The following is a 22,945-nucleotide window of genomic DNA, read 5'->3' as shown; positions in this document are numbered from 1 at the left end:
TGCAACTTCAGTTCTTCACCGCCGGGATCTCCTCGTTCGGCTGCTGCTGACCCTGCTTGTACATCGCCAGCGCCTTGTCGAGGGCTTCGCGCAGGGCCAGCGCTGCCGCCACGCTGCAACGCAGATGCGCGGTCTGGACCACGTCGACCCTGACCGCGGCGCCGACCGGCATCAGGAGGTTCGCAGCGAGCTCGATCTGGATCGCGCCATTGTGATGGCCGAAGCAGGAGGCGCCATCGAAATAGATGATCGGCGCCCGCTCGGCGCTGGAGCTCGAAATGATGACGGGCCCCTGGACGGTCGAGGGCGTTTCGGGGTCGGCCATGGGCGCTCCTTGCGGCTAATCGAACGAACGAAGCTCCACCATCGTCGCTTCGGCCCGCCCTGTCGAGGCCAAACCGCCAGGGGCCGATTCACGATATCCATACGGGCTTTTGCGCGGCGCCCGCCGCTGGTCTAGAACGTCATTATGTCCACGTTATCTGCTACGCTCCCCTTCGAGGAACTCGCCGAGGCGATCCAGGGCCGCCGCTCCGATTACGGCCATATCAGCGGGCTCCAGCTCGACCGCTTCGCGCCCGGCGAGGCCTGGTCCAGCCTGCCCTACCGGCCCGTTTTCGTCGGCGACACCGAGACTGGCGTTCTGCATGGCGGTGTCGTTACCGCGATGCTGGACGAGAGCTGCGGCATGGCGGTGCAGCTTGCGCTCGACGGCACGCGCGCCATCGCGACGCTCGACCTGCGCATCGACTACCAGAAGCCCGCGACGCCCGGCTTCGACATCAAGGCGCATTCGGTCTGCTACCGCACCACGCGCTCGATCGCCTTCGTGCGCTCCACCGCCTATCAGGACTCCGAGGACGATCCGGTCGCGACCGCGACCGCCTGCTTCATGATCGGCGCCAACCGCACCAACATGCTCTCCGACCGCCGGATGGATGCACGCGACATCCCGACGCTGGAGGCACCGGAGGATCCGGATGGCCCGTTCGCGAACAGCCCGTTCGCGCGCTGTCTCGGCATCCGCGTCAACGACGACGGCACGCTGACGATGCCGTTCTCGCCGAAGATCATCGGCAACCCGATCCTGCCCGCGATCCATGGCGGCATGACCGGTGCCTTCCTCGAGACCACCGCGATCATCGGCGTGGCACGCGAGCTGGGCGCAGCCGCACCGCCCAAGCCGATCGGCCTCACCGTCAATTACTTGCGCTCCGGACGCGCGCTCGACACCTTCGCCAACGTCTCGATCGTGAAGCAAGGCCGGCGCATCGTCGCCTTCGAGGCGCGGGCCTGGCAGGACGATGCGGCGAAGCCGATCGCCACAGCCTTCGGTCATTTCATGCTGCGGCCAACGCCTGGAAGTGACGAGGAATAAGCGTATTTTACTTGACGGCCAAGGTTCCGGCCACAACGATAGCGCGTCCCCGTAAGAGGTACTCTGTTGCGGCATCCACTCGACATCATCGCCATGTTCGCCGCACTCTGGCTGCTGGCCTCCATGGTGCTCGACGCGCTGACGCCGACGGAGCTGACGGCCGTCATGATCGGCATTGCGATCGGGCCCGCCGTGATCATCACCGCCGTGTTCTACCATCTTCGTTGCCCGCGCCTGGATTTCGCGGTGATATTCGCGGCGCTCTGGTTGATCTCAGACATCGCGATTGCATTCGTCTCGTCGGCGAAGCTGCCGCATTTCCTGATCGTGCTCGGCTTCATCCCGGCGCTGCTGATCGGCGGCGTGCTGCACTGGCAGCGCTTTCAGAACCGCCCGGAGCGCCTGCCCGCGCCGTCGGTGAAGCGCGGCTGAGACCGCGCCATCGGCGATCACTTCTCCCCGTTGAGGAGAAGTGACCCGACCGCTTGGCGAAATCATCGCGGCAAGAGATTCGTCTTCGCGAGGTCCAGCACCTCGTCGCCGCGGCCGTTCATCACCGCCCTCAGCACCCAGAGGCTGAAGCCCTTGACCTGCTCGGCCGTGATCGTCGGGGGCATCGACAGCTCCTGCTTGGCGGTAACGACGTCGAGCAGTGCCGGCCCATCATGCGCCAGCATCTCCTTGACCGCACCGGGCAGCTCGCCAGGGTCCTCGACGCGTTTGGCGAAGATGCCCATGGCGCGCGCCATCGCGGCGAAATCAGGATTCTCCAGATCGACATTGGTGTCGACGAAGCCGGCCGCCTTCATCTCCAGCGCGACGAAGCCGAGCACGCCGTTGTTGAACACGACCACCTTCACCGGCAGCTTCTCTTGCGTCAGTGTGATCAGATCGCCCATCAACATGGTGAAGCCGCCGTCGCCCGACAGTGAGATCACCTGCCGGCCGGGCTGCGCGGCCTGCGCGCCGATCGCCTGCGGCATCGCGTTGGCCATCGACCCGTGCACGAAGGAGCCGATCAGCCGACGGCCGCCGTTCATGTCCAGATAGCGCGCGGCCCATACCGTCGGCGTGCCGACATCGGCGGTGAACACGGCATCATCGCTGGCATGGTCGCTGATGACTTTCGCGAGATATTGTGGGTGGATCGGCTTGCTGCCCGGCGTACCCTTGGCGAGCGAATCGAGCCCTTCGCGTGCCTTCTTGTAGTGCGCGACCGCGTCGTCGAGATGCTTGCGCTGCGTCTTGGATTTGAGCAATGGCAGCAGCGCCTCGATGGTGAGCTTGACGTCGCCGACGAGGCCGAGATCGATCTTGCAGCGCCGTCCCAGATTCTCCGGACGGATGTCGATCTGCGCGACCTTCGCATCGGTCGGGAAGAACTGCTTGTAGGGAAAATCGGTCCCGAGCATCACCAGCGTATCGCAGGCGTGCATGGCCGCATAGCCCGAGGAGAAGCCGATGAAGCCGGTCATGCCGACGTCATAGGGATTGTCGTATTCGACGTGCTCCTTGCCGCCGAGCGCATGGACGATCGGACTTTTCAAGGCTTCGGCCAGCTGCATCAAGGGCGCATGCGCGCCGGCGCAGCCGCGGCCACAGAACAAGGTGATGCGCTCAGTGCCGTTGAGGAGATCCGCGAGCGCCTTCAGCTCATCGGCCTGCGGCACGATTTTAGGCGGCGCCAGCGCAAGGCCGCGCGTGGTCGACAGCGCACGCTTGGGCGGGCTGCGGAAAGCGACGTCGCCTGGCATGGCGACGACGGCAACGCCGCGCAGGCCGACTGCCGCGCGGATCGCGTTCTCCAGCACGAAAGGAAGCTGGCTCGGGTCGGAGATCAGCTCGCAATAATGGCTGCATTCCCGGAACAGGTTTTGCGGATGAGTTTCCTGGAAATAGCCGCCGCCGATCTCGGCCGAGGGGATCTGCGCTGCGATGGCCAGCACCGGAGCCCGGCTGCGATGCGCATCGAACAGGCCGTTGATCAGATGCAGGTTGCCGGGACCGCAGGAGCCTGCGCAGACGGCGAGGCTTCCCGTCATCTCGGCTTCGCCGGCGGCGGCGAACGCTGCGACCTCCTCGTGGCGGACATGGATCCAGTCGATGGTGCCGCGGCGGCGCAGCGCCTCGGTAAGGCCGTTCAGGCTGTCGCCGACGATGCCATAGATGCGCTTGACGCCGGCCTGTTCGAGCGTTGCCACAAACAGATCGGCCACGTTGTTGATCGCCATGTCGGTCTCCTGATCTCGCTGGTGCAGCAAGATAGGATAATGCGCGACCGTGACGGCATCACGGCTTGTTTATTGCCGGTTCAGTCTTTCACGATCGCCCGATCGTAGGCCGTGATCGTCACCTTGGCGCGCGCCGCGACATCGGCGGCCGACATGCCGGGCTTGTAGAGGCTGGAGCCGAGCCCGAATGCGGTCACGCCGCCCTTGATGTATTCCGCAAAGTTCTGGTCGGAGACGCCGCCGACGGCGGCAATCATCACCCCGCCCGGCAGCACCGCACGGATCGCGGCGATGCCGGACGCACCTAACACGCTCGCCGGAAAGAACTTCAGGCTCGAGGCGCCGGAGCGCGCCGCCAGCAGCGCCTCGGTCGGCGAGAACACGCCGGGCATCGTGACCATGCCGTGCTGATGCGCGCGCGAGAGCACTTCGGTATCGACATTGGGCGAGACCATGAGCTTGCCGCCGACATCGTTGAGACGATCGACATCTGCTGCCGTCAGCACCGTGCCGGCGCCGATCAGCACGCCTGATGGCGCGAGCTTCGCGGCTGTTGCGATCGAGCGGAACGGATCGGGCGAATTCAGGGGAATCTCGATCGCCGTCATGCCGGCTTCGATCAGCACGCCGACGATCGCCTCGGTTTCCTCGGGCTTGACGCCGCGCAGGATCGCGACCAGCGGACGCTTCATTGGCGGAAACGGAACGCTCATCTCGGTGATCCTCTCATTTCGACCAGATCGCCGCTGCCGCCATCGACAGGCCGCGGCGGACGGCTTCATCGGCATCGATCGGCTGCACGGCAATCGATAGCGCCCCGAAGGCGATCTGGTACAGCACCGCGAGCCGCCCAGAGGCAATCAGCGTGACGCCAGCTTTCGGAACAGGACCGGAAAGACCGGCCGCGAGCTCGGCACCGATCAGGGTCCCCGACAGCGTTTCGCGCGCCGCAGCCGGCGTGCCGCCGAACAGCAACTGACGCGACCGCGCGGTGAACAGTAGATTGGCGGCGAAGGCCGGAGCTTCGTATGCGGCGACCACCGCCGCCTTGAAGCTCGTGACATCCTCGGCGTCATCGGCGCCTGCGACCGCAAGCGACAAGATCGTCTCGCGCGAGACGGCACTGAACAGCTCGCCCGTCATGAAGGTGGAGAAGTGCGCGACCGTGCCGTCCTTCACCCAAACCCATTTGGAATGCGTGCCGGGCATGCAGACCAGCGCCTCTCCGGCGACATCGAGGCCGAGCGCGCCGAGCAATTGCGTCTCCTCGCCGCGCATCACGTCAGGCGCTTTTGCATCGCGCTGCGCGATGCCCGGCAGAATGCGGATGTCGCGCCCCTCGCCCGGCACGCGCGCGGCCTGCTTCAGGACGGCCGCAAGCGGCGCGGGCGTATCGACATAACCGGCCTCGACCCAGCCGGTCTTGGCGCCCGCCATACCGCAGACGAGAACCGGCAGATGATCCGGTGCCTCAATCGCGGCAAGATGCGATTGCAGCACGGCGGGGAAGCCGGACTTGACCGCAGCCAGCATGCCCTCGCCGCTGCGGCGTTCAGCCAGCACCTCGCCGGCACGATCGACCAGCCACAGGCGAAAACTGCTGGTGCCCCAGTCCACCGCAACATAGGCGGGTTCGCTCATCTCGACACGCATCCTCGTCTCACCGGCAAGACGCCGTCTCGCGACAATGAGACGAGCTCTTGCAAATCTGTCCCGGGATATCGGCTATTGCCGCCGCAAACCAGCCCTTTCTCGAATGATCGGACCGGTATCGTGCTGGCACACCCCTTGCTGAAGCGTTCCCACTCACATCCGTGAACCGCGCAACAAGACGCGTCAATTGTGGAGAGGAAACCCATGGAGATCGGCTATTTCACGATGCCTTCGCATCCGCCGGAGTGCGGCCTGAAGGAAGGGAACGACTGGGACCTGCAGGTCATGCGCTGGCTCGACGAGCTCGGCTACCAGGAGGCCTGGGTCGGCGAGCACCACACGGCGCCCTGGGAACCCAACCCCACGCCGGACCTGCTGATCGCGCAGGCCTTGATGCAGACCAAGAAGCTTCGCATCGGGCCGGGCGGCTTCCTCCTGCCCTATCACCACCCGGCCGAACTCGCCAACCGCGTTGCCATGCTCGACCATCTCTCCGAGGGCCGGCTCAATTTCGGCGTCGCGGCGAGCGGCCTGCCCAGCGACTGGGCGATGTTCAACGTCGACGGCATGAGCGGCCAGAACCGCGACATGACCCGCGAGGCGCTGGAGATCATCCTGAAGCTCTGGACCGAGCCGGCGCCGTTCACCCACAAGGGCAAGTTCTGGACGGTGACCAAGCCGGACACGATGTTCGACTTCCTCAAGCCGCACATCAAGCCGCTGCAGGCGCCGCATCCGCCGATCGGCGTCGCCGGGCTGTCGAAGAACTCGGACACGCTGAAGCTCGCCGGGGAGCGCGGCTTCATTCCGATGAGCCTCAACCTCAACCCGGCCTATGTCTCCAGTCATTGGGATTCGGTGGAGATCGGCGCCGCCAAGACCGGACGCAAGCCGAACCGTGCGGATTGGCGGCTGGTGCGTGAGGTGTTCGTCGCCGATACCGACGAGGAAGCCTGGAAGCTCTCGACCGGCGACATGATGGGCCGGATGATGAGCGAATACTTCCTGCCGCTGCTCGGCCATTTCGGCTTCAAGGACTATCTGAAGCACGCACCCGACGTGCCCGACAGCGACGTCACCGTCGAATATTGCGCGAAGCGGAACTGGATCGTCGGCTCGCCCGCGACCGTCGCCGAGAAGATCGAGAAGATCTACGACGAGGTCGGCGGCTTCGGCGTGCTCTTGGTCTTCGGCTTCGACTACAAGCACAAGGCGGAAGCCTGGCACCACTCGCTGTCGCTGCTGAAGAACGAGGTGATGCCGCGCCTGACGCATCTCGGCTCCGCGAAGAAGGCAGCTTGACCTGATGCGGGTGCGGCGGGATCGTTGCCGCACCCGCATTCGTTTCGGAGATTTCCGCGTGACGGTGGACGCCAAAGACTTCAAGCAGGCCATGCGCCAATGCGCCGGCGCGGTTGCGCTGGTCACGGTCGGCGCCGAGCACGGCAAGCGCACCGGGCTGACCGTGACCTCGGCCTGCTCGCTCTCCGACAATCCGCCGTCGCTCATCGTCTGCGTCAACCGCAACGCCAGCGCGCATGCGCGCATCCGCGAGGAAGGCGCCTTCGCGATCAACTTCCTGCACGAGGATCATGCCCTGCTGGCGCTGACCTTCAGCGGCCAGAAGGGCGTCAATGGCGACGATCGCTTCGCCTTCGGCCAGTGGACGCGGGGCGAGACCGGCGCGCCGGTGCTGACGGACGCGGTCGCTGCATTCGACTGCGTGCTGGCGCAGGAATTCGAGACGACGACGCATTCGATCTTCGTCGGCGAGGTCCGCAGCGCGTCGCATTCCGCCGCGGCCACGCCGCTGGTGTATCTGCGCAGCAACTTCCACACGCCGCGGGAGATCCGCGAGAGCGTGACGATTGGCGACATCGACGCACGGCATCTGATCTGGACGGATTTTTCGTAGGGTCACGCCGACATCGTAGGGTGGGCAAAGGCGCGCTTGCGCCGTGCCCACCATCGACCAACATAGCAGCGAAAGGTGGGCACGCTTCGCTTTGCCCACCCTACGATATCTGCAGTCGCCCGTAAAAAACTCCACTTCCGCAGCATGAACGCTTGCCGCACGCGGTTAAGCGCTATCGCGGCGTCTCGATCTTCATCGCCTTGATCTTCCGATACAGCGTCGCACGGCTCAGCTTCAGCGTACGCGCCGCGTCGGTGACGCGGCCGCCGTGCTTACGCAGCGCCTCGACGATCGTGGCGCGCTCGGCCGCTTCGAGGTCAGGCTCCGCCCTTCCGAACGCCGGCAAATCGAGATCGGCACCGGTGATGACACCGCCCTCCGCCGTGCAGCCGGCGAGCCGCAACACGTGGCGGAGCTGGCGCATGTTGCCGGGGAACGGATAGGCCGCAAGCTGCGACCAGGCGTCATCCGAGAGGCGGCAGGCCGGCGCCTCTTCGCGCGCGATCTGGCGGATGACGTCGTCGCGGTCGGCGCGCTCGCGCAAGGCGGGCAACCGCACCTCCATGCCGCGCAGGCGGAAATAGAGATCGGCGCGGAAGGCGCCCTGCTCGGCCATGCGGCCGAGATCGCGATGGGTGGCGCTGATCAGCCGGATGTCGACGGGGACGGGCTTGAGCGCGCCGAGCGGCCAGACCTCGCGGTTCTCCAAGACGCGCAACAGGCGCGTCTGCAGCGCGACCGGCATGTCGCCGATCTCGTCGAGGAACAGCGTGCCGCCATCCGCCTGCACGATCAGCCCCTTCGAGCCGTCGCGCCGCGCACCGGTGAAGGCACCCGCTTCGTAGCCGAACAGCTCGGCGTCGATCAAACTCTCGGGCATCGCCGCGCAATTCAGCGCGACATAGTTGTTGCGCACACGATTGCTCGCCGCGTGAATGGCGCGCGCGAACACGTCCTTGCCGACGCCGGTCTCACCATGCAGCAGCACCGGCAAATTGTGGTCGCCGATGCGCCTCAGCCGCATCACGCTTCTGACCAATCCAGGATCGCCGCCGGCGAGCCGGTGCAACGCATCGAAGCGGTCGACGGGCGCATCTCGGCGCGGCGCCAGCGGCCGCGTGCTCGATCTTGCGCGCAGCGGCGGCCCAACACGGCCCCGGCCCAAGGCACGGCCGTCGGCGCGGCGCAGCTCGACGACGCCATCCGAGCCACGCACGCCCTCATGGTCGAATTCGACGTAGCGCGACAGATCGATGCCGGATGCGATGGTGCCGTCAGTGAGACCCAGCAGGGCGCGTGCCGAACGGCAGGCGCCGACGACGCGCCGATCCTCGTCATAGGCCAACAGGCCGTCGCCGCCGTCACCACCCGGCACACGCGCGATCGCAGCGTTACGGAAATGGTCGCGGAAGATCGCGCCTTCGATGCGACGCGTCGCCTCCATCGTGACCGCCAGCGCAAGCTGATGCGCGGTGCGGCTGAGATCGCCACGACAGGAGGTGATGTTCACCGCGCCCGCGATGCGGCCGGCTGGATCGAACAGCGGCGCCACCGCACAGGAGAAGATGCCCCATTGCTCGCGGAAATGCTCGTCGCGATGCACCAGGATCGGTTTCTCCTCCGCGAGTGCGGTGCCGAGCCCGTTGGTCCCTTCGCAGCTTTCCGAAAAATTCGAGCCGGTATAGACGCCCCAATGCAGGAAGATGTCGGCATCGGCGGCGCCGGGCAGCCAGCTGAGCAGCGCGGTTGCGCCGGGGTCCGCGAGATTGACGCAATAGCCGGCCTCGCGCAGGACCTTCGCGAGGCTTTCGAGCTCCGGCGTCGCGAGCCGGATCAGCTGCTCCATCGGTTCGGCGGCATGCCGGATTTCGGCTTCGGTCAGCGTCTGCGGGGGGCCCTGGCGGGCGGGATCGAGCTTGTGATTGACGAGGCAGCGCCGCCAGGAGTTGGCAATCCGCGAAGAGGCATCGACGTCGGCCACTTGGTCGGCGACGGACAAGACACGGGCGACATGGTTCGAGGCCGAGAGGCTGGCCATCGCGGACGTCTCCACCCTGTATTATTGTGCAAAGTCTGGCACCAAAGGCGGGGATGTCAATCGGGAAACCGGGACGCAGCTATTGCTGCACTGCCCTCACCACGTGTCGATGCAAGGCCGCTTCTTCCCCGTCCTCGCGGGCGGCTTCGGCACTGACCGCAAGCCCGCCATGATCCAGCGCCGCGTCTCCGCGGGATCGATGACGTTGTCGATCTCGAACACCGAGGCGATCGAGACCGCCTTGCCATTGGCATAGAGCTCGGCGACCTTGTTGCGGTAATAGGTCTCGCGCTCCTCGGGATCGGCGATCGCCTCCATCTCCTTGCGGAAGCCGAGGCGGACATAGCCCTCCAGGCCCATGCCGCCGAACTCACCGGTCGGCCAAGCCGCCGTGAAGAACGAGGCATGGAAGCCGCCGCCGATCATGGACTGCGCACCGAGACCATAGCCCTTGCGCAGCACGATGCCGAACAGCGGCACGGTGAGGCTCGCGCCGGTCACGAACATGCGCGAGACGTGGCGGACGATCGCCGTCTTCTCCGCTTCCGGACCGACCATGAAGCCGGGCGTGTCGCAGAGCGAGACGATCGGCAGATCGAAGGCGTCGCAGAGCTGGAGGAAGCGTGCGGCCTTGTCGCCGGCATCGGCATCGATGGCGCCGCCGAGATGGCGCGGATTGTTGGCGATCAGGCCGAACGGCTTGCCTTCGATGCGGATCAGCGCGGTGATCATGCCAGCGCCGTAGTCGCGGCGCAGCTCCACCACGGAGTCCTTATCGGCGACGAGATCGATGACGCTGCGGATGTCGTAGACGCGAAGCCGGTTCTCGGGAATGGCGCGGCGGAGCAGGCGCTGGTCCGCGGCCTCCCAATTCGTCACCGTACCCTGGAAATAGGACAGGTATTTCTGCGCAACCCTTGTCGCCTCCTCCTCGTCCTCGACCAGGATGTCGATGACGCCGTTCGGGGATTGGAACGAGACAGGGCCGACCTCGGCCGGATGATAGACGCCGAGACCGCCGCCTTCGATCATGGCGGGGCCGCCCATGCCGATCGAGGCGTTCTTGGTGGCGATGATGACATCGCAGCAGCCGAGCATCGCGGCATTGCCCGCGAAGCAATAGCCGGAAACGATGCCGACAACTGGCACGAGACCGGAGAGCCTTGCGAACTGCACGAACGAGGGACCGTCGAGGCCGGTCATGCCGAGCCGGTCGGTGTCGCCGGGCCGGCCGCCGCCGCCTTCCGCATAGAACACCAATGGAACGCGCCAGTCTTCCGCAAGCGTCAGCATGCGGTCGATCTTCTTGTGGTTCATGTGGCCCTGCGTGCCCGCGAGCACGGTGTAGTCATAGGCCACGACGATACAGCGGCCACCTTCGGGCCCGAACTTTTCAGCGTTGACGGTGGCAACGCCCATGACGAGGCCGTCGGCAGGCGTGTTCTTGATGAGATCGTCGAGCTTGCGCCGTCGGCGCTGCGCCGCGATCGCCAGGCTGCCATACTCCATGAACGAGCCGTCGTCGACGAGCTGCGCGACATTCTCGCGCGCCGTGCGCTGGTTGGTGTTGCGGCGCCGCTCGACCGAAGCCGGCCGGTTCGCATCGAGCGTGTTGGCCTGGCGCGCGATCAGCTCGGCAAGATCGGGACGGATGTGATCGAGATCGATGTCGGCTTCCGCCGCCGCGCTATCGGCCGCGACGTCCAGCGGTTCGAGATAGAGGATCGGCTCGCCGTGCAGCAGCGTGACGCCGTCGCCGGCAACGAGCTTCATGACCCGGCCGCCCTGCTCCGCCATGACCAGATGTTCCATCTTCATGGATTCGATCACCGCGAGTTGCTGGCCGGGCCGGACTATCTCGCCTTCCTTCACCTGGATGGTGACGATCGTCCCCTGCAGGGGCGCGGCGACCATCAGCGCACCTTCCGGCACCGCTTGCGCGACCTGCGGCTCAGTGTCGTGCCCGCTTCGCTCGGCCGCCGCGAAATACAGCGGCTTAGCGGCGCCATCGGCCGCCTCCACGAGCTTTGCGATGTTGCGATCGATGAAATCGGTCGCAATACGGTTGGTCCTGAAATCGGGATGCGCGAGCACCGCCTGAAGGAAGGAGATATTGGTGACGACGCCGTCGATCCGGAACTCACGCAGAGCGCGCGTGGCTTTCGCGACCACATCGTGCCAGGCCTCGCCCGACGTGTGCACGATCACCTTGGCCAGCAGCGAGTCGAAGGCGGCGCTGGTCTTGTAGCCGGCATAGCCAAAGCTATCGACGCGGACGCCCGGCCCCGACGGCGGCTCGAACACGGCGAGCACGCCACCGGTCGGATGCGTCGCGCCTGTTTCGTCCAGCGTCTCCATGTTGACGCGAAGCTGCATGGCATAGCCGCGCGGCTTCGGGATCGACCCTCGCGCGAGACCGAGCGAGGCGAGCGTCGCGCCTGACGCGACCGCGAGCTGGGCCCGGACGAGGTCGAGACCGAGCACCTCTTCCGTCACGGTATGCTCGACCTGGAGCCGCGGATTGGCCTCGATGAAGGCAAAGTTGTCGTCGGCAGTGCCATCGACCAGGAACTCGAAGGTGCCGAGATTGTCGTAAGAGGCAGCCAAGGCGAGCTGCTTCGCCGCCTCGATGATGCGGCTGCGCAAGGAATCACTCAGCGACGGGCTCGGCGCCACCTCGATCAGCTTCTGGTGCCGGCGCTGGATCGTGCATTCGCGTTCCCAGAGATGGGAGATCGCACCGTGATGGTCGCCGATGATCTGCACCTCGATATGACGCGCCTGCCGGATCAGCCGCTCGGCATAGACGCCTTCGAAGCCGAACGCTGCCTTGGCCTCGGACTGGCAGCGCGCATAGGCTTCCGCCAGATCGGCTGAGCTCTCGACCACGCGCATACCGCGACCGCCGCCGCCGGCCATCGCCTTGATCACGATCGCCGCGTTGCTGCCGAGGGATGTAAAGAACGCCGTGATCTCCTCCAGCGTGGACGGCCCGCTGGTGCCGGCGATGATCGGCACGCCGCAGCGCTTTGCCAGCTGCCGTGCGGCAACCTTGTCGCCGAACAGCTCCAGCGCGGCCGGCTTCGGCCCGACGAAGACGACGCCCGCTTCAGTGCAAGCCTTCGCGAAGGCGGCGTTCTCGCTGAGGAAGCCGTAGCCGGGATGCACGGCATCGCAGCCGGTTGCCTTCGCCGCCTTCACCACCGCATCGATGTCGAGATAGGCCCGCGCACCGCGGCCGGGGATCTCGATGGCTTCGTCGGCAACGCGCACATGCAGCGACAGCGCATCGTCGGCAGGATGGATCGCGACCGTCGTGATGCCGCCATCGGCTGCGGCACGCGCGATGCGGATGGCGATCTCGCCGCGATTGGCGATCAGCAGTTTCTTGAACGACATGCGGCGGTCTCCACGCCCGCGATGGCAGACGCGGGTCGGCAGGTTCGATGGTCCTGCTTCGCCACTTTAACCGCAGCCGTCAAGGACGGGAAAGCCGGTCGCGATGACCGCTCCCGCCGGCCGGAATTTCGAGCCAGCCGCACGCGTCGTGACGCGGCGAATTATCCACGTCACGGCAGACGCGACCGGCGACGATCAGGCCGCCCGCACGCCCGCAACGAAGGTGCTGACCTCGTTCTCGAGCGATTGCAGCTTCTGCGTCAGCCGGCCGCTCGATTGCAGCACGAGGCCGGCAGCCTGGCCGGTTTCCGCCGTGGCGTCGGTGACGCCTGAGATGTTCTGCGAGACCTGGTCGGTACCGGAGGCGGCCTCCTGCACGCTGTGGGCGATCGCCTGGGTGGCGGCGCCCTGCTCCTCGACCGCGGCCGCGATCGATGAGGAGATCTCGTTGACCTCCATGATGGTGGCGCGGATGCTCTCGATGTTGCCGACAACCTCGTTGGTCTCGGCCTGGATCGCCGTGATCTGCGCGCCGATCTCATCGGTCGCCTTGGCGGTCTGGCTCGCCAGCGATTTCACTTCGCTCGCGACCACCGCAAAGCCCTTGCCGGCTTCGCCGGCGCGCGCCGCCTCGATGGTGGCGTTGAGCGCGAGCAGATTGGTCTGCGAGGCGATCTGGTTGATGAGGTCGATGACCTCGCCGATCTTGTGTGCGGCGGCAGCCAGGCCCTGCACGGTGTCGTTGGTGCGCTGCCCGTCGGCGGCGGCCTTGTCGGCCACGCTGGCGGCCTGCGCGACGCGCTGGCTGATCTCGGTGATCGAGGACGACAATTCGCCGGCGGCGGAGGCCACCGTCTGCACGTTGCTGGAAGCCTGTTGGCAGGCGGCGGCAACGAAGCTCGCGCGGTCGGTCGCCTTGTTCGCGGTCTCCGACATGCCCTGCGCGGCCTGCTGCATCGCGCGCGCCTCGTGGAAGACGTCGCGGACGACGGCCTGGACGCTCGCCTCGAACTTGCCGGCGAGGTCGGCCATCGCTTTGCGCTTCTCGTCGTCGGCCTTCTGCTTCAGCTTCTGCTGCTCGGCATGCATCCGGCTGACGGCCGATGCATTGTCCTTGAACACGGCGAGCGCCTTGGCGAGCCCGCCGACCTCGTCGCGGCGATCGGTATAGGGCACGTCGAACGCGGCATCGCCGGCGGCGAGGCGTTCGGTCAGGGACGTGATCCGGGCCAGCGGCCGGGTGACGCTGCGGCCGATCAGGAAGGACACGCCGAGAACCACGACCAGCACCGCCAGGCATATGTAGGCGAACGTCATCGCGTTCTGACGGAAGACGGCATCGACGTCGTCGAGATAGATGCCGGTGCCGATGATCCAGCCCCAGGGCGCAAAGCCCTTCACATAGGAGATCTTCCCGACCGGCTGGTCGAAGCCGGGCTTCGGCCAGAGATAGCCGTAGAATCCCGCGCCCTGCTTCTTGACGACGTCAACGAAACCCATGAACAGCGCGTTGCCGGCCGGGTCCTTCATCCCGGAGAGATCCTTGCCGTCGAGCTCGGGCTTGATCGGGTGCATGACCATCTTCGGGGCCATGTCGTTGATCCAGAAATACTCGACCTTGTCGTAGCGCAGGCCCTTGATCTCAGCCATTGCACCGGCCTGGGCCTGATCGCGCGAGAGCTTTCCGTCGCTCTCGAGCTTCTGATAGTGCGCCAGGATACCGTAGCCGATATCCACCATGTGCTGCGTCTTGGCCTGGCGGTCGGCGACCATCTGCGTGCGCAGGGTCGAAAGCGCGATCGGCGCCAGCACGATCATGCCGAGGAGGCTGATGCCGACAATCAGGACCAGCTTGAAACTGATGCGGGAGAAAAACATCGGAGCTCACAAGAATTCGGAGGGCTGATATGTCAGTTTATCGTGCTCCCCTTAGCAAAGTTTTAAGCAAGGAGTTCGCCCGCAACGCCCGCCAGATGTGCATCACGGCGGCACCATTCGGACTCCCTGCCTTGGAATCGTTCAAGACAAGGGCTGGTTGTTTCCGGGCTCCAGGCTTCTTTAGATCTAGAAGACCTCGATATCGCCGCTCCGAGCGTTGACTTGCGGAAGGCTCTGGCAGAACGATCGACGCAGATCACCAACGCCAGAAGTGGCGCGAGCGCAGCCGAAGGCCAGAGCCTCCATGCACCAATCGACACACATCAGATCCCTCGACCTTCCTGCGCTGAGCGCGGCGGAGCGGCTGTTCATCTGGGGATTCAGGGCAAAGGCGCGCAGCGGAGGTGCGGTCCCGACCGCGGCCGATATCCAGCAGGTGTACGATCATTTTCGCGTCGGCGACGCCGTGTTCTCGCTGGAAGCCATTATCGAGGTCTTCGCGTGCACGGCGCATACGGCGATCGAAGTACACTGTCCCACCTGCCCGCGCATGTCCGACAGCGAGCACGGAATCTTACGGGCCATCGCCGCGGCCCAGCAGGAGCGCATCGACGTCGTTCGCGAGCAGTTCGAGTGCTGGCTGCCGCCGGTCGGGGCCGATTGGGCACTCGCGCCCGTGCGCGGACTTGCAACGATCTTCCGCATGGCGGGTCTCATCCTGCCCGACCGGCACATCCGGACTTTCGAGCATGATCGGACCAAGGCCATGAAGAGCTGGTTCGTGGGCAGTCCGACGCTGCACTGATAGGACCGCCAGCGATGCAGGACACGTGCACGACCGTGGCAGTCCCGGAGGCGGAGCAATCGCGGCTCTGCCCGCTCCAAGCGGTGCTGTCGACGCCGCGCAGCGTCGAGAGCTATGATCAGTTTTCCCGCGTTGCGCTATCGCTGTTCCGCTTCATCGGAGCGGCCTATGCGACCGGCGCGTCCGATTGCTGGGAAGCGGCCTACCGTTTCGCCGACGAAACTCCTGATATCGCCGACGGCGCATTGCTGGTGGCGCGGGCCGCAGCGCTCGTCAGGATCCTGCGCCGCGGCAGGTCATGCGAGCTGTGCTTCATGCCGCCGTCCTGCCGCCGCCTGTCGAAGGACGAAACGGAACTGATGCGGCTGCTCACGGTAGCACGCAGCCGGCAGCCGGGCGAGCTCGAATCCGTCGTTTGCCAGTTCGTGGGCTCCGGGAAGCAGGATGCGACGACGCGCGCGGTCAACGCTCTCGCCTTGTGCTGAGCTTTGACGGGTTCTAGTCGCATCGCGAGCGGCCTTGCGCTATCAACATCGCGTGGAGGCGCAGAGCTCGATGCCCTTCATGATACCTCCAGGCGATCCCAGCGCGACCAACGCTGGGATCGTCGTTCTCCTATATCGTCACCTGACTAACCGCCCTTCTTGCTCAGCACGAGGTCGATCGTATGGGCGGCGATCTTGCGCAGTTGTGGCTCGTCGTCGAAGGCACGCTCGAGCACGGCAAGACCCCGCGTCACCGTGACGATGTGCAGCGCCGCGGCCGCAGGGTTGCCGCTGAATTCACCGCGCTCGGCGCCGGCCGACAATGTCTCCTGAATGAGAGCCGTGATGCGCGAGATGAGACCCGCAAAAGCCTCACGCACCTCCTCGTCGAGCCCTTCGCCTTCGGCCGCGCCGAGCTCCATCAAGCCGCGCGTGGTCGGACATCCCCGTGGTGGCGAGCCGGCGCGGAAGTTGGTGATGGTCAGATCGAAGAACGCGGTGAGGCGTTTGCGCAACGAACCGGTGCCGAGCGCCTTTCGCAGCGTGACGAGATACTCGCCCGCATAGCGCTCATAGGCCGTCAGGAACAGCGCCTCCTTGCTGCCGAAGGCGTTGTAGAGGCTGCCACGCTGGACACCGGCATCGCGCGCGATGTCCGACAGCGAGGTGCCGCGCACACCCTTGCGCCAGAACTGCTCGAACGCGATGCGCAGGACGTCATCATGGTCGAACTCGCGCGGCCTCAAAATATCCTCCTGTGTGGGCAAATATTTGACACGATGTCAAAAACGTGGTTTCTAGACAGCGTGTCAAAAACAGATTGGGATTGACAGCAAGTTTCGTCAATGGGCCGAAAACCGCCGGCGCTTGTGCCCCTGGCGGGCCGGACTCGCATGCAAAGGGACCAGTTCATGCCTCTCCTCCACATCTCGATGCGGGCTGGCAAACCGGACGCCTATCGGCAGGCGATCCTCGACAACCTCTACCGGGCCATGCGCGAGACGCTGAACGTGCCCGAGGACGATCAATTCATGACCATCAGTGAGCTTGCGCCGGCGAATTTCCGCTGCGGCAACGCTTATGGCGTCGAACGCAGCGACGATGCGGTGCTGATCCAGATCACCGTGTTCGCCTCGCGCACCGCAGAGCAGAAGAAGGCGCTGTATCGCCGGATCGCGGACCTGCTCGGCGAAAGCCCGGGCATCCGCCCCGAAGACGTCTTCGTCAACGTGCTCGATGCGCCCAAGGAGAACTGGTCCGTGGGCCACGGCATCGCGCAATTCGCGTGACGCAGCACGCGCTGCAGCTTCAACTCGCAACACAGCCCTCCATGATCGCGTCGAGCTCGGCCCGTGACAGCATGCCGAGTTCGGCGATGAAGACGATCCGTGATCGCGGCACGCCTGGCGCCGGGGCTTCACCCGGTGCCAACGTCGCGCGGCCGGCGGCGAACTGAAACACCATCATGCGGCCGGGTTGCTCGACGGTCTCGAACAGGCCCTTCGCGCGCGCGAGCTTCGGTGCCAGCTTGCCGATCGCCTGCTGCAGGCGCGGCAGCGAAAGCGGCTGCTTCGAGGTCCAGCTCAGCGTTTCGAAGCGCTCTTCCGCCGGCCGTCGCGGCCCGACCTCGCGCGGCGTCGGCGCGCGATCGACATGCGCGGGAAACAGCAGCGCGGCAGGGATCTCGCCATGGTGCGCGTCGACCACTACAGCAGGCACGCGCTGCGCACGGATCGCCTCGCGCATCCGCAGGCCCGCGCCCTCTTCCGCCAGGTCCAGCTTGCTTAACGCCACGATGTCGGCAACGCGCAACTGCGATCGGTGCAGCGCATCCTCCAGGGCACTCGGCGGAGCGGTCGCGTCCATCACGCAGAGCACCGTCTCCAGCGGCGCCTCGCGCAGGATCACCGGGTCCATCAGATTGCGCACGATGTCGGCGGGATCTGCGACGCCGCTGGTTTCAATGACGATGTGCTCGGGCTTCGGATCGCGCCGCAGCAGCGTCGAGAGCGTGCGCAAGAGATCGCCCTCCAGCGAGCAGCAGATGCAGCCATTGGCGAGACTGACTACGCCGTCGCTCGCGCCTGCGATCAGCTCCGCGTCGATGTTGATCGCGCCGAAATCGTTGACGATGGCGGCGATGCGCCGCCCCTCGGCGTTTGCCAAGAGATGGTTGACGACCGTGGTCTTGCCCGCCCCCAGAAAGCCCGTCACCAGGAGAATGGGGACCGGCATGGATCAGCCCCGGGCGACGGGCCGGCGCACCGGCCTGCCCGGCCGCGCAGCCACATCGAGAATGCCGTCGCTGATCAGCGGCTGACCGCTGACGACCAGATGGCGCACGCCTTCGGAAGGACGATTCATCGCCGTGAAGGTGGCGCAGTCCGAGAGCTTCTCGTAATCGAACACGACGATGTCGGCATCCGCGCCCTTGGCAAGCCGGCCCTTGGCGCGCATCGCCGGCGTGCTCTGCGACAGGATCTCCGCCGGGATCAGCGCGCATTTGCGCACGCCTTCGAGCAGCGACACGGTCTTGCGCTCGCGGACCCATTCGCGGATGAATTTCGTGAAGCAGCCGGCCGAGCGTGGATGCGAGGTGGCATCATCAGGCAGCGGCCAGGCGTCGCCGGTGTAGGTCGAGCCATCTGGCAGCGTCCACGGCATCGCATCGGAGGCGATCGCGCCGCCGGGATAGAGCACCGACATGTCGAGCAGGTCGCGGTGATGCGCGTTGTTCTCGGTGTCGAGAATGTGCCAGAGCACCAGCGAGGACGGCTCTTCCGCCTGCGCCTTGAGCAACTCCTCACGGTCGCGGAAGCGATGGCCGTCGGTCACCCGCTGCACCGAATCGTAACCGGTGCCGTTGCGCTCCACGAACTCGGGATCGCTGAAGAATGCCGCCGCCAGCACGGTCGAGCCAGTGCCGTAAGGATAAGCTTCGACCGTGATGGGCAGGCCCTGCGCCTGCGCCTTCGCGATCAGCACGCGGCAGCGCTCGACGTCGGTCTTGCTCGACGAGTTGAAATGGCAGATGTGCATATGCGCGCCGGTGGCGCCGGCATAGCCGATCAGGCGGATATAGGCCTCCGCCGCGCTTTCGGGATCGATGCGCGACATGAAGGCGACGTGGGTGAAGGTCGGCACGTCCTGCTTGGCGGCGAGCTGGCACACCGCGGTCAGCTCCTGAACGCCGGCGCCCGGCGCGTAGGCGTTCAGGATGCCGATGCCGATGCCGCCTTCGTCGAGGCCGCGCGACAGGCGCTCGAGGATGCCGGCGACCTCTGCATCGGTCGCGACGTTCTCGATCCAGCGGCGGTCGCGCATGGCATTGCCGAATGCCTCCAGCGAGCTCTCCGCATTGGAGCCCGTCATCGCGCCAATGCGCGCGAACGCCCAGTTGGCGGCGGCGCCGTAATTCAGCACCCGCCCTTTCCGCGCCTGGCGCTCATACCAGGATGCGACCGGCAGCACCCCCGCCTCGAGATCGAGCGTGGTCGTGACACCGTCGAACGCCTGCATGCGGTCGGCCGGCACCGACTGGCCATGCGCGTGCAGGTCGATGAAGCCCGGCGCGACTACGAGGCCGGTGGCGTCGATGACCCGCTCGGCGCCGCCGAGATCTGTGCCGACCGTGGCGATCTTGCCGTCCACGACAGCTACATCGCCGATGGCATCCATCCCGCTGGCGGGGTCCACCACCCGACCGCCAGAGATCACCAAGCCGTTCATGTCGCAACTCCTCCGCGCTGAACTTGTATCAAGGCAGATTCTGGGCGCAACGACCACCTCCACAGAGGCCGACGCATCATGCTTGCACGGAAGGTCATTTGGCAGGCAGTGATCGAGCGCATTGCGCGCGACAAAAGCCCGTCACAGCCGACATCGCGCTGGGGGCGTGAAAATTCTTCAAGACAGGCGCCGCGTTCTGGATGAGTATATCCAGACCCGTCGCGTCTTGCGAAGCCGGCTTAAAAGCGATGGATCCAATGCGAGCACACGGTGACCCAACCCGATGCCGGTGAAGTTCAATGGCATCCTGACGGCCCTTGAGTTTGCCAATACCGGTACCGGTGGCGGCACGGGAGACTTCCGCGCCTTCGTCTGTAAACAGACCGCGGAGATCTACTACCAGACTAATCCTCTTTACTCGGGAGAGTTGGACGACGAACTGCCTGATGACATCGAGAGCGAAGACAAATATATCCCGCTCCCCGACAAGCGCGATCTCGATCTCGGCAAACCCCTGGTGCTCGCTTTTGCCCGCGAGTTCCTGCCGGATGATTTTGATGACGTCCGCTATTTCTTCAGCAAGCGACGCGCATATCTAAAGTTCAAGGCCCTGCTCGCTCGACGACGTGCGATCGAGCGATGGCATGCCTTCGAGAAGGAGGCAACCGAGCAGGCCTTGCGCAAGTGGTGCGCGCTACATTCGATCGAAATCATCGGCTGATGGGGCATTCGTCCGGACACCCTGACTGAACCAGCAGTCGCAGAGACGGTTCTGCCGTCTTCTTGCCCCCATTGTCATTCAGTGAGCGAGGCGGGGCGGCATTGTGGTGGGCAAAGTTCCCAAAGGTTCCGTGTGATCGTCCGACGTCTTCTGCAACACGACTCCCGTCATTCCATTTCGCGCCGCGCGTTCCTCGGCGGCTTTGTGTCGGCCGGGAGTGCGCTCGCGCTCGGTGGATGCGCCGGCTTGGGTGCGACCGGCGCACGCTTCGACGCCTCGTCCCTTTCCGTCGAACCGACATTGCTCGTCACCACCACGCGCAAGCCCGTCAACGGCGCTCGTGCCAAACCATGGTTCGGGCCGGAGCGCGCGACCAGCATGACGGTGGCACGGGCAAAGCTGGTGGCGCCGGACGAGAGCCGTCTTTCCCTCGCTTCGGTTGGCCTGGGCAATTGGCGCCTTGATCGGGTCGAGCCGGTATCGGCCGACGTTGGCGAACTCGCTGCGCAGGCCGGCAGCGGAGACGTGCTGATCTATGTGCACGGTTTCAAGCAGACATTCGAGACGGCGGTGCTGGATGCCGCCTTTCTCTCCGACGGGATCAAGTTCCGCGGCCGGACCATGGCGTTCTCCTGGCCCTCCAAGGCCGGATTGTTCGACTACGCCTATGACCGCGACAGCGCGATGTGGTCCCGCGACGATTTCGAACGCGTGCTCTCCGCGCTCGTGTCGGCGCCAAGCGCCGGCCGCGTGCACATCGTTGCGCACAGCATGGGAACCATGCTGACGCTCGAAAGCCTGCGTCAGCTCTATTCGCGATACGGCGACACCGTCACGGGCAAGATCGGCTCTGTGGTGTTTGCCGCGCCAGATATCGACATGGACGTGTTCTCGTCGGCGATCCAGCGGATCGGTCCGCTCGCCGGCAAGATCACTGTGATCGCCGCGACCAACGATCGCGCTTTGGCGCTGTCGGGCCAAATCGCAGGTGGCATGACCCGGGTCGGCGCCGCCGAGAAGGCTGCCATCGCCCGGCTCGGCGTGCGCGTGGTCGACGCCTCCCAGGAAGGCTGGGGCATCATCAACCACGATCTGTTCCTGTCGAATGCAGAAGTGCTGCGGGTGATCCGCCGCTCGATCGACGGCACGACGGCGTAAGGGAGCGCCCGCGCGACGTTCGTCAAGCGATCAGACGCTGCACCAGGGCCGACTCGCTCGAATAGGTCAGGAGCGCTTCGTGCGTCGCCCGCGTTACGCCGACATAGGTGAGCCGGACACATTCCTCGACGGTCTCACCGTGACGGCCGAGCAAGCCCAAGCCGGCAATGGCGACGCAAGGAAACTCCAGCCCTTTCGCGGTGTGCATGCTCAAGAACCGCACGGCCACGCGCTTGACTGAAATCCTGTTGCGATTGTCCTTGGCCATGTCGATCGGCACGTTGTGCCTGGCAAGGATTTGCGCGACCCGACCGCCGATCCAATGCTCGGGATAGAGACACGCCATCTGCGACCACTCATAACCGGCCTTTTTCCGGTCGAGAAACCATTCGGCGACGCAGTGAGCTTCTGCGTCCACGCTCACGCAGCGCTGCACGGCCGGCTCCAGTCCCTGCCGTCCAGCATCTTCGGGCAACAGGATGGCGTGCTCATCGTCGGCGGTGACGCCGGGAGCGCCGATGACGTCTGCGGCGAAGCGGCGGGCAAAGGCCACGATCTGCGACGTGTTGCGGTAGTTGACCTTCAACACGGTCGTTCGGCCCTTCGCCTCGATCCCGAGCTGACTCCACACCGGACGCTCGCGTCCCCTGTAGATGGCCTGGATGTCGTCGTAGACGACCATCAGCGCCTTCGTGCGCGGGTTCACCATCTTGGCCGCAAGCGCGAGCCATTGCGGCTCGAAGTCGTGCGCCTCGTCGATGAGGATGGCGTCGTACTGCTCCATCGGGATATGGCCTTGGTCTACCGCCTTCACGACCTCCGACACGCTCGCAGCCAGCCGCGCTGCATAGTCCGGATAGTCCCGCTCCGACGGGGTGGGAATCCCGTAGGTCCGCAGCATCCGGTAACACCAGGAATGGAAGGTGAGAACCTGAACGCGGTTCTCAACGCCCCTGCTCTGCATGGCATCCTCGAGCCGCCCGGCGATGCCGTTGGCGTAACACACGATGAGCACCGGCTTTGCCGCCGCACGTGCCAGATATTCGGCGCGAAAGGCCAGGATCAGGGTCTTGCCCGATCCGGCGACGCCGCGAAAAGATGCGATGCCCCTCGCCCAGACTGCGCGCGAACTGCTCCTGATGCATATCCATGACCGCAAGCGTGCGGTCGGATGGATCGCCAGTCGCGTCGTCCAGCGGCAGGGCAATCTGTCGGATGCGGATCTCGGGAAAGAGCAGTGCGCGCAGCCGGTCGAACTGCGGCATGGAGAGCGGCTCCCCGAAACGCGGATGAACCATGCGCCACAATCTGGACCGGAATTCCTCGGGATCCGCGCCCTCCGTCATTTCGTCCTTGAACAGACAGAGATGCTCCGAGAACACCTCCTTGAGATTGGTCTGGTCGAACTGCTTGCGCGTGATGTTGGTGAAGACGGCGCCGAAACCGAACGGAACGATGGCCCGGCCCATGTAGCGATGGCCCGGCGGAAACAGCAATTGCCCGTCGCGCTCCAGCGTGCGGACGACGTCGAACGTATACTTGCGAGCCTGCTCGA

General features: G+C 65.4%; 21 protein-coding genes. 9 read left to right on the top strand and 12 right to left on the bottom strand.

The window, feature by feature from the left end; translation table 11 throughout:
- Window positions 1–7: 7 nt before the first annotated feature.
- Window positions 8–325, bottom strand: a complete 318-nt coding sequence (locus BCCGELA001_RS38120) for a hypothetical protein (protein WP_008563405.1) — start codon at window positions 323–325, stop codon at window positions 8–10.
- Window positions 326–469: 144 nt separating this feature from the next.
- Between BCCGELA001_RS38120 and BCCGELA001_RS07300 the strand changes: the two genes are divergently transcribed.
- Together BCCGELA001_RS07300 and BCCGELA001_RS07295 are read left to right on the top strand one after the other, a co-directional pair.
- Window positions 470–1,378 (top strand): PaaI family thioesterase, encoded by a 909-nt coding sequence (locus BCCGELA001_RS07300; protein WP_060734944.1) that lies wholly within the window; start codon window positions 470–472, stop codon window positions 1,376–1,378.
- Window positions 1,379–1,444: 66 nt separating this feature from the next.
- Window positions 1,445–1,810, top strand: a complete 366-nt coding sequence (locus BCCGELA001_RS07295) for a hypothetical protein (RefSeq protein ID WP_008563390.1) — start codon at window positions 1,445–1,447, stop codon at window positions 1,808–1,810.
- Window positions 1,811–1,872: 62 nt separating this feature from the next.
- Here BCCGELA001_RS07295 and poxB read toward each other — a convergent pair whose 3' ends face one another.
- The 3 genes from poxB to BCCGELA001_RS07280 form a co-directional block, all read right to left on the bottom strand.
- Complete coding sequence (poxB, locus tag BCCGELA001_RS07290; RefSeq protein ID WP_008563388.1) at window positions 1,873–3,609, bottom strand: ubiquinone-dependent pyruvate dehydrogenase; 1,737 nt, start codon at window positions 3,607–3,609, stop codon at window positions 1,873–1,875.
- Window positions 3,610–3,689: 80 nt separating this feature from the next.
- Window positions 3,690–4,322 (bottom strand): 2-dehydro-3-deoxy-6-phosphogalactonate aldolase, encoded by a 633-nt coding sequence (locus BCCGELA001_RS07285; RefSeq protein WP_008563387.1) that lies wholly within the window; start codon window positions 4,320–4,322, stop codon window positions 3,690–3,692.
- Between the two features lie 13 nt (window positions 4,323–4,335).
- Complete coding sequence (locus BCCGELA001_RS07280) at window positions 4,336–5,250, bottom strand: 2-dehydro-3-deoxygalactonokinase (RefSeq protein WP_060737537.1); 915 nt, start codon at window positions 5,248–5,250, stop codon at window positions 4,336–4,338.
- Window positions 5,251–5,466: 216 nt separating this feature from the next.
- Between BCCGELA001_RS07280 and BCCGELA001_RS07275 the strand changes: the two genes are divergently transcribed.
- On the top strand, window positions 5,467–6,564 hold the full coding sequence (locus tag BCCGELA001_RS07275) for an LLM class flavin-dependent oxidoreductase (RefSeq protein ID WP_008563374.1): 1,098 nt from the start codon (window positions 5,467–5,469) through the stop codon (window positions 6,562–6,564).
- Window positions 6,565–6,622: 58 nt separating this feature from the next.
- Window positions 6,623–7,177, top strand: a complete 555-nt coding sequence (locus BCCGELA001_RS07270) for a flavin reductase family protein (protein WP_008563372.1) — start codon at window positions 6,623–6,625, stop codon at window positions 7,175–7,177.
- A 172-nt stretch (window positions 7,178–7,349) separates the two neighbouring features.
- On the opposite strand, the gene BCCGELA001_RS07265 is transcribed toward BCCGELA001_RS07270, so the two are convergent.
- The 3 genes from BCCGELA001_RS07265 to BCCGELA001_RS07255 form a co-directional block, all read right to left on the bottom strand.
- Window positions 7,350–9,215, bottom strand: a complete 1,866-nt coding sequence (locus tag BCCGELA001_RS07265; protein WP_060734943.1) for a sigma-54-dependent Fis family transcriptional regulator — start codon at window positions 9,213–9,215, stop codon at window positions 7,350–7,352.
- Window positions 9,216–9,311: 96 nt separating this feature from the next.
- Entirely contained in the window at window positions 9,312–12,614 is a 3,303-nt protein-coding gene (locus BCCGELA001_RS07260) for a carboxyl transferase domain-containing protein (RefSeq protein WP_060734942.1), read from the bottom strand.
- A 195-nt stretch (window positions 12,615–12,809) separates the two neighbouring features.
- Window positions 12,810–14,492 carry a methyl-accepting chemotaxis protein gene (locus tag BCCGELA001_RS07255; RefSeq protein WP_060734941.1) on the bottom strand — a complete coding sequence of 561 codons (1,683 nt, stop codon included), beginning with the start codon at window positions 14,490–14,492 and terminating at the stop codon, window positions 12,810–12,812.
- 304 nt (window positions 14,493–14,796) lie between these two features.
- Here BCCGELA001_RS07255 and BCCGELA001_RS07250 point away from each other — a divergent pair, with 304 nt between their 5' ends.
- Both BCCGELA001_RS07250 and BCCGELA001_RS07245 read left to right on the top strand, forming a co-directional pair.
- Complete coding sequence (locus BCCGELA001_RS07250) at window positions 14,797–15,297, top strand: hypothetical protein (protein ID WP_060737535.1); 501 nt, start codon at window positions 14,797–14,799, stop codon at window positions 15,295–15,297.
- A gap of 14 nt (window positions 15,298–15,311) precedes the next feature.
- Window positions 15,312–15,782 carry a hypothetical protein gene (locus BCCGELA001_RS07245; protein ID WP_008566809.1) on the top strand — a complete coding sequence of 157 codons (471 nt, stop codon included), beginning with the start codon at window positions 15,312–15,314 and terminating at the stop codon, window positions 15,780–15,782.
- A gap of 146 nt (window positions 15,783–15,928) precedes the next feature.
- Here the strand turns inward: BCCGELA001_RS07245 and BCCGELA001_RS07240 are convergent, their stop codons facing one another.
- Window positions 15,929–16,528: a TetR/AcrR family transcriptional regulator gene (locus BCCGELA001_RS07240; protein ID WP_060734940.1), complete on the bottom strand. Its 600-nt coding sequence runs from the start codon at window positions 16,526–16,528 to the stop codon at window positions 15,929–15,931.
- Between the two features lie 165 nt (window positions 16,529–16,693).
- On the opposite strand from BCCGELA001_RS07240, the gene BCCGELA001_RS07235 reads away from it, so the two are divergent.
- On the top strand, window positions 16,694–17,071 hold the full coding sequence (locus tag BCCGELA001_RS07235) for a tautomerase family protein (protein WP_060734939.1): 378 nt from the start codon (window positions 16,694–16,696) through the stop codon (window positions 17,069–17,071).
- Window positions 17,072–17,090: 19 nt separating this feature from the next.
- On the opposite strand, the gene BCCGELA001_RS07230 is transcribed toward BCCGELA001_RS07235, so the two are convergent.
- Both BCCGELA001_RS07230 and BCCGELA001_RS07225 read right to left on the bottom strand, forming a co-directional pair.
- Entirely contained in the window at window positions 17,091–18,017 is a 927-nt protein-coding gene (locus BCCGELA001_RS07230) for a CobW family GTP-binding protein (RefSeq protein ID WP_060734938.1), read from the bottom strand.
- A gap of 3 nt (window positions 18,018–18,020) precedes the next feature.
- Window positions 18,021–19,511: an amidohydrolase family protein gene (locus BCCGELA001_RS07225; RefSeq protein ID WP_060734937.1), complete on the bottom strand. Its 1,491-nt coding sequence runs from the start codon at window positions 19,509–19,511 to the stop codon at window positions 18,021–18,023.
- A gap of 283 nt (window positions 19,512–19,794) precedes the next feature.
- Between BCCGELA001_RS07225 and BCCGELA001_RS07220 the strand changes: the two genes are divergently transcribed.
- Window positions 19,795–20,232: a hypothetical protein gene (locus tag BCCGELA001_RS07220; protein WP_008544963.1), complete on the top strand. Its 438-nt coding sequence runs from the start codon at window positions 19,795–19,797 to the stop codon at window positions 20,230–20,232.
- Window positions 20,233–20,364: 132 nt separating this feature from the next.
- Window positions 20,365–21,390 (top strand): alpha/beta hydrolase, encoded by a 1,026-nt coding sequence (locus BCCGELA001_RS07215; protein WP_008544961.1) that lies wholly within the window; start codon window positions 20,365–20,367, stop codon window positions 21,388–21,390.
- 22 nt (window positions 21,391–21,412) lie between these two features.
- Here the strand turns inward: BCCGELA001_RS07215 and BCCGELA001_RS38590 are convergent, their stop codons facing one another.
- Both BCCGELA001_RS38590 and BCCGELA001_RS38585 read right to left on the bottom strand, forming a co-directional pair.
- Window positions 21,413–22,450, bottom strand: coding sequence for a DEAD/DEAH box helicase (locus tag BCCGELA001_RS38590; RefSeq protein WP_442855175.1), 1,038 nt, complete (start codon window positions 22,448–22,450; stop codon window positions 21,413–21,415).
- The gene (locus BCCGELA001_RS38585; RefSeq protein ID WP_202815402.1) at window positions 22,335–22,886 is read right to left on the bottom strand and encodes a hypothetical protein; all 552 of its coding nucleotides are present in this window, start codon (window positions 22,884–22,886) and stop codon (window positions 22,335–22,337) included. Before BCCGELA001_RS38585 ends, BCCGELA001_RS38590 begins: the two co-directional genes overlap by 116 nt.
- Window positions 22,887–22,945: the final 59 nt, after the last annotated feature.

Origin of the sequence: Bradyrhizobium sp. CCGE-LA001 (genome assembly GCF_000296215.2) — a bacterium.
In the GTDB taxonomy this organism is placed as follows: Bacteria; Pseudomonadota; Alphaproteobacteria; order Rhizobiales; family Xanthobacteraceae; genus Bradyrhizobium.
Note: the sequence above shows the minus strand (reverse complement) of the source record. Positions and strands in the feature narration are given on the sequence as shown.

Bases quoted from the DNA above. Each gene is read 5' to 3' on its own strand.
- BCCGELA001_RS38120 (WP_008563405.1), bottom strand. From the start codon at position 325: ATGGCCGACCCCGAAACGCCCTCGACCGTCCAGGGGCCCGTCATCATT.
- BCCGELA001_RS07300 (WP_060734944.1), top strand. From the start codon at position 470: ATGTCCACGTTATCTGCTACGCTCCCCTTCGAGGAACTCGCCGAGGCG.
- poxB (WP_008563388.1), bottom strand. From the start codon at position 3,609: ATGGCGATCAACAACGTGGCCGATCTGTTTGTGGCAACGCTCGAACAG.
- BCCGELA001_RS07285 (WP_008563387.1), bottom strand. From the start codon at position 4,322: ATGAGCGTTCCGTTTCCGCCAATGAAGCGTCCGCTGGTCGCGATCCTG.
- BCCGELA001_RS07280 (WP_060737537.1), bottom strand. From the start codon at position 5,250: ATGAGCGAACCCGCCTATGTTGCGGTGGACTGGGGCACCAGCAGTTTT.
- BCCGELA001_RS07275 (WP_008563374.1), top strand. From the start codon at position 5,467: ATGGAGATCGGCTATTTCACGATGCCTTCGCATCCGCCGGAGTGCGGC.
- BCCGELA001_RS07265 (WP_060734943.1), bottom strand. From the start codon at position 9,215: ATGGCCAGCCTCTCGGCCTCGAACCATGTCGCCCGTGTCTTGTCCGTC.
- BCCGELA001_RS07260 (WP_060734942.1), bottom strand. From the start codon at position 12,614: ATGTCGTTCAAGAAACTGCTGATCGCCAATCGCGGCGAGATCGCCATC.
- BCCGELA001_RS07255 (WP_060734941.1), bottom strand. From the start codon at position 14,492: ATGTTTTTCTCCCGCATCAGTTTCAAGCTGGTCCTGATTGTCGGCATC.
- BCCGELA001_RS07250 (WP_060737535.1), top strand. From the start codon at position 14,797: ATGCACCAATCGACACACATCAGATCCCTCGACCTTCCTGCGCTGAGC.
- BCCGELA001_RS07245 (WP_008566809.1), top strand. From the start codon at position 15,312: ATGCAGGACACGTGCACGACCGTGGCAGTCCCGGAGGCGGAGCAATCG.
- BCCGELA001_RS07235 (WP_060734939.1), top strand. From the start codon at position 16,694: ATGCCTCTCCTCCACATCTCGATGCGGGCTGGCAAACCGGACGCCTAT.
- BCCGELA001_RS07230 (WP_060734938.1), bottom strand. From the start codon at position 18,017: ATGCCGGTCCCCATTCTCCTGGTGACGGGCTTTCTGGGGGCGGGCAAG.
- BCCGELA001_RS07225 (WP_060734937.1), bottom strand. From the start codon at position 19,511: ATGAACGGCTTGGTGATCTCTGGCGGTCGGGTGGTGGACCCCGCCAGC.
- BCCGELA001_RS07220 (WP_008544963.1), top strand. From the start codon at position 19,795: ATGCCGGTGAAGTTCAATGGCATCCTGACGGCCCTTGAGTTTGCCAAT.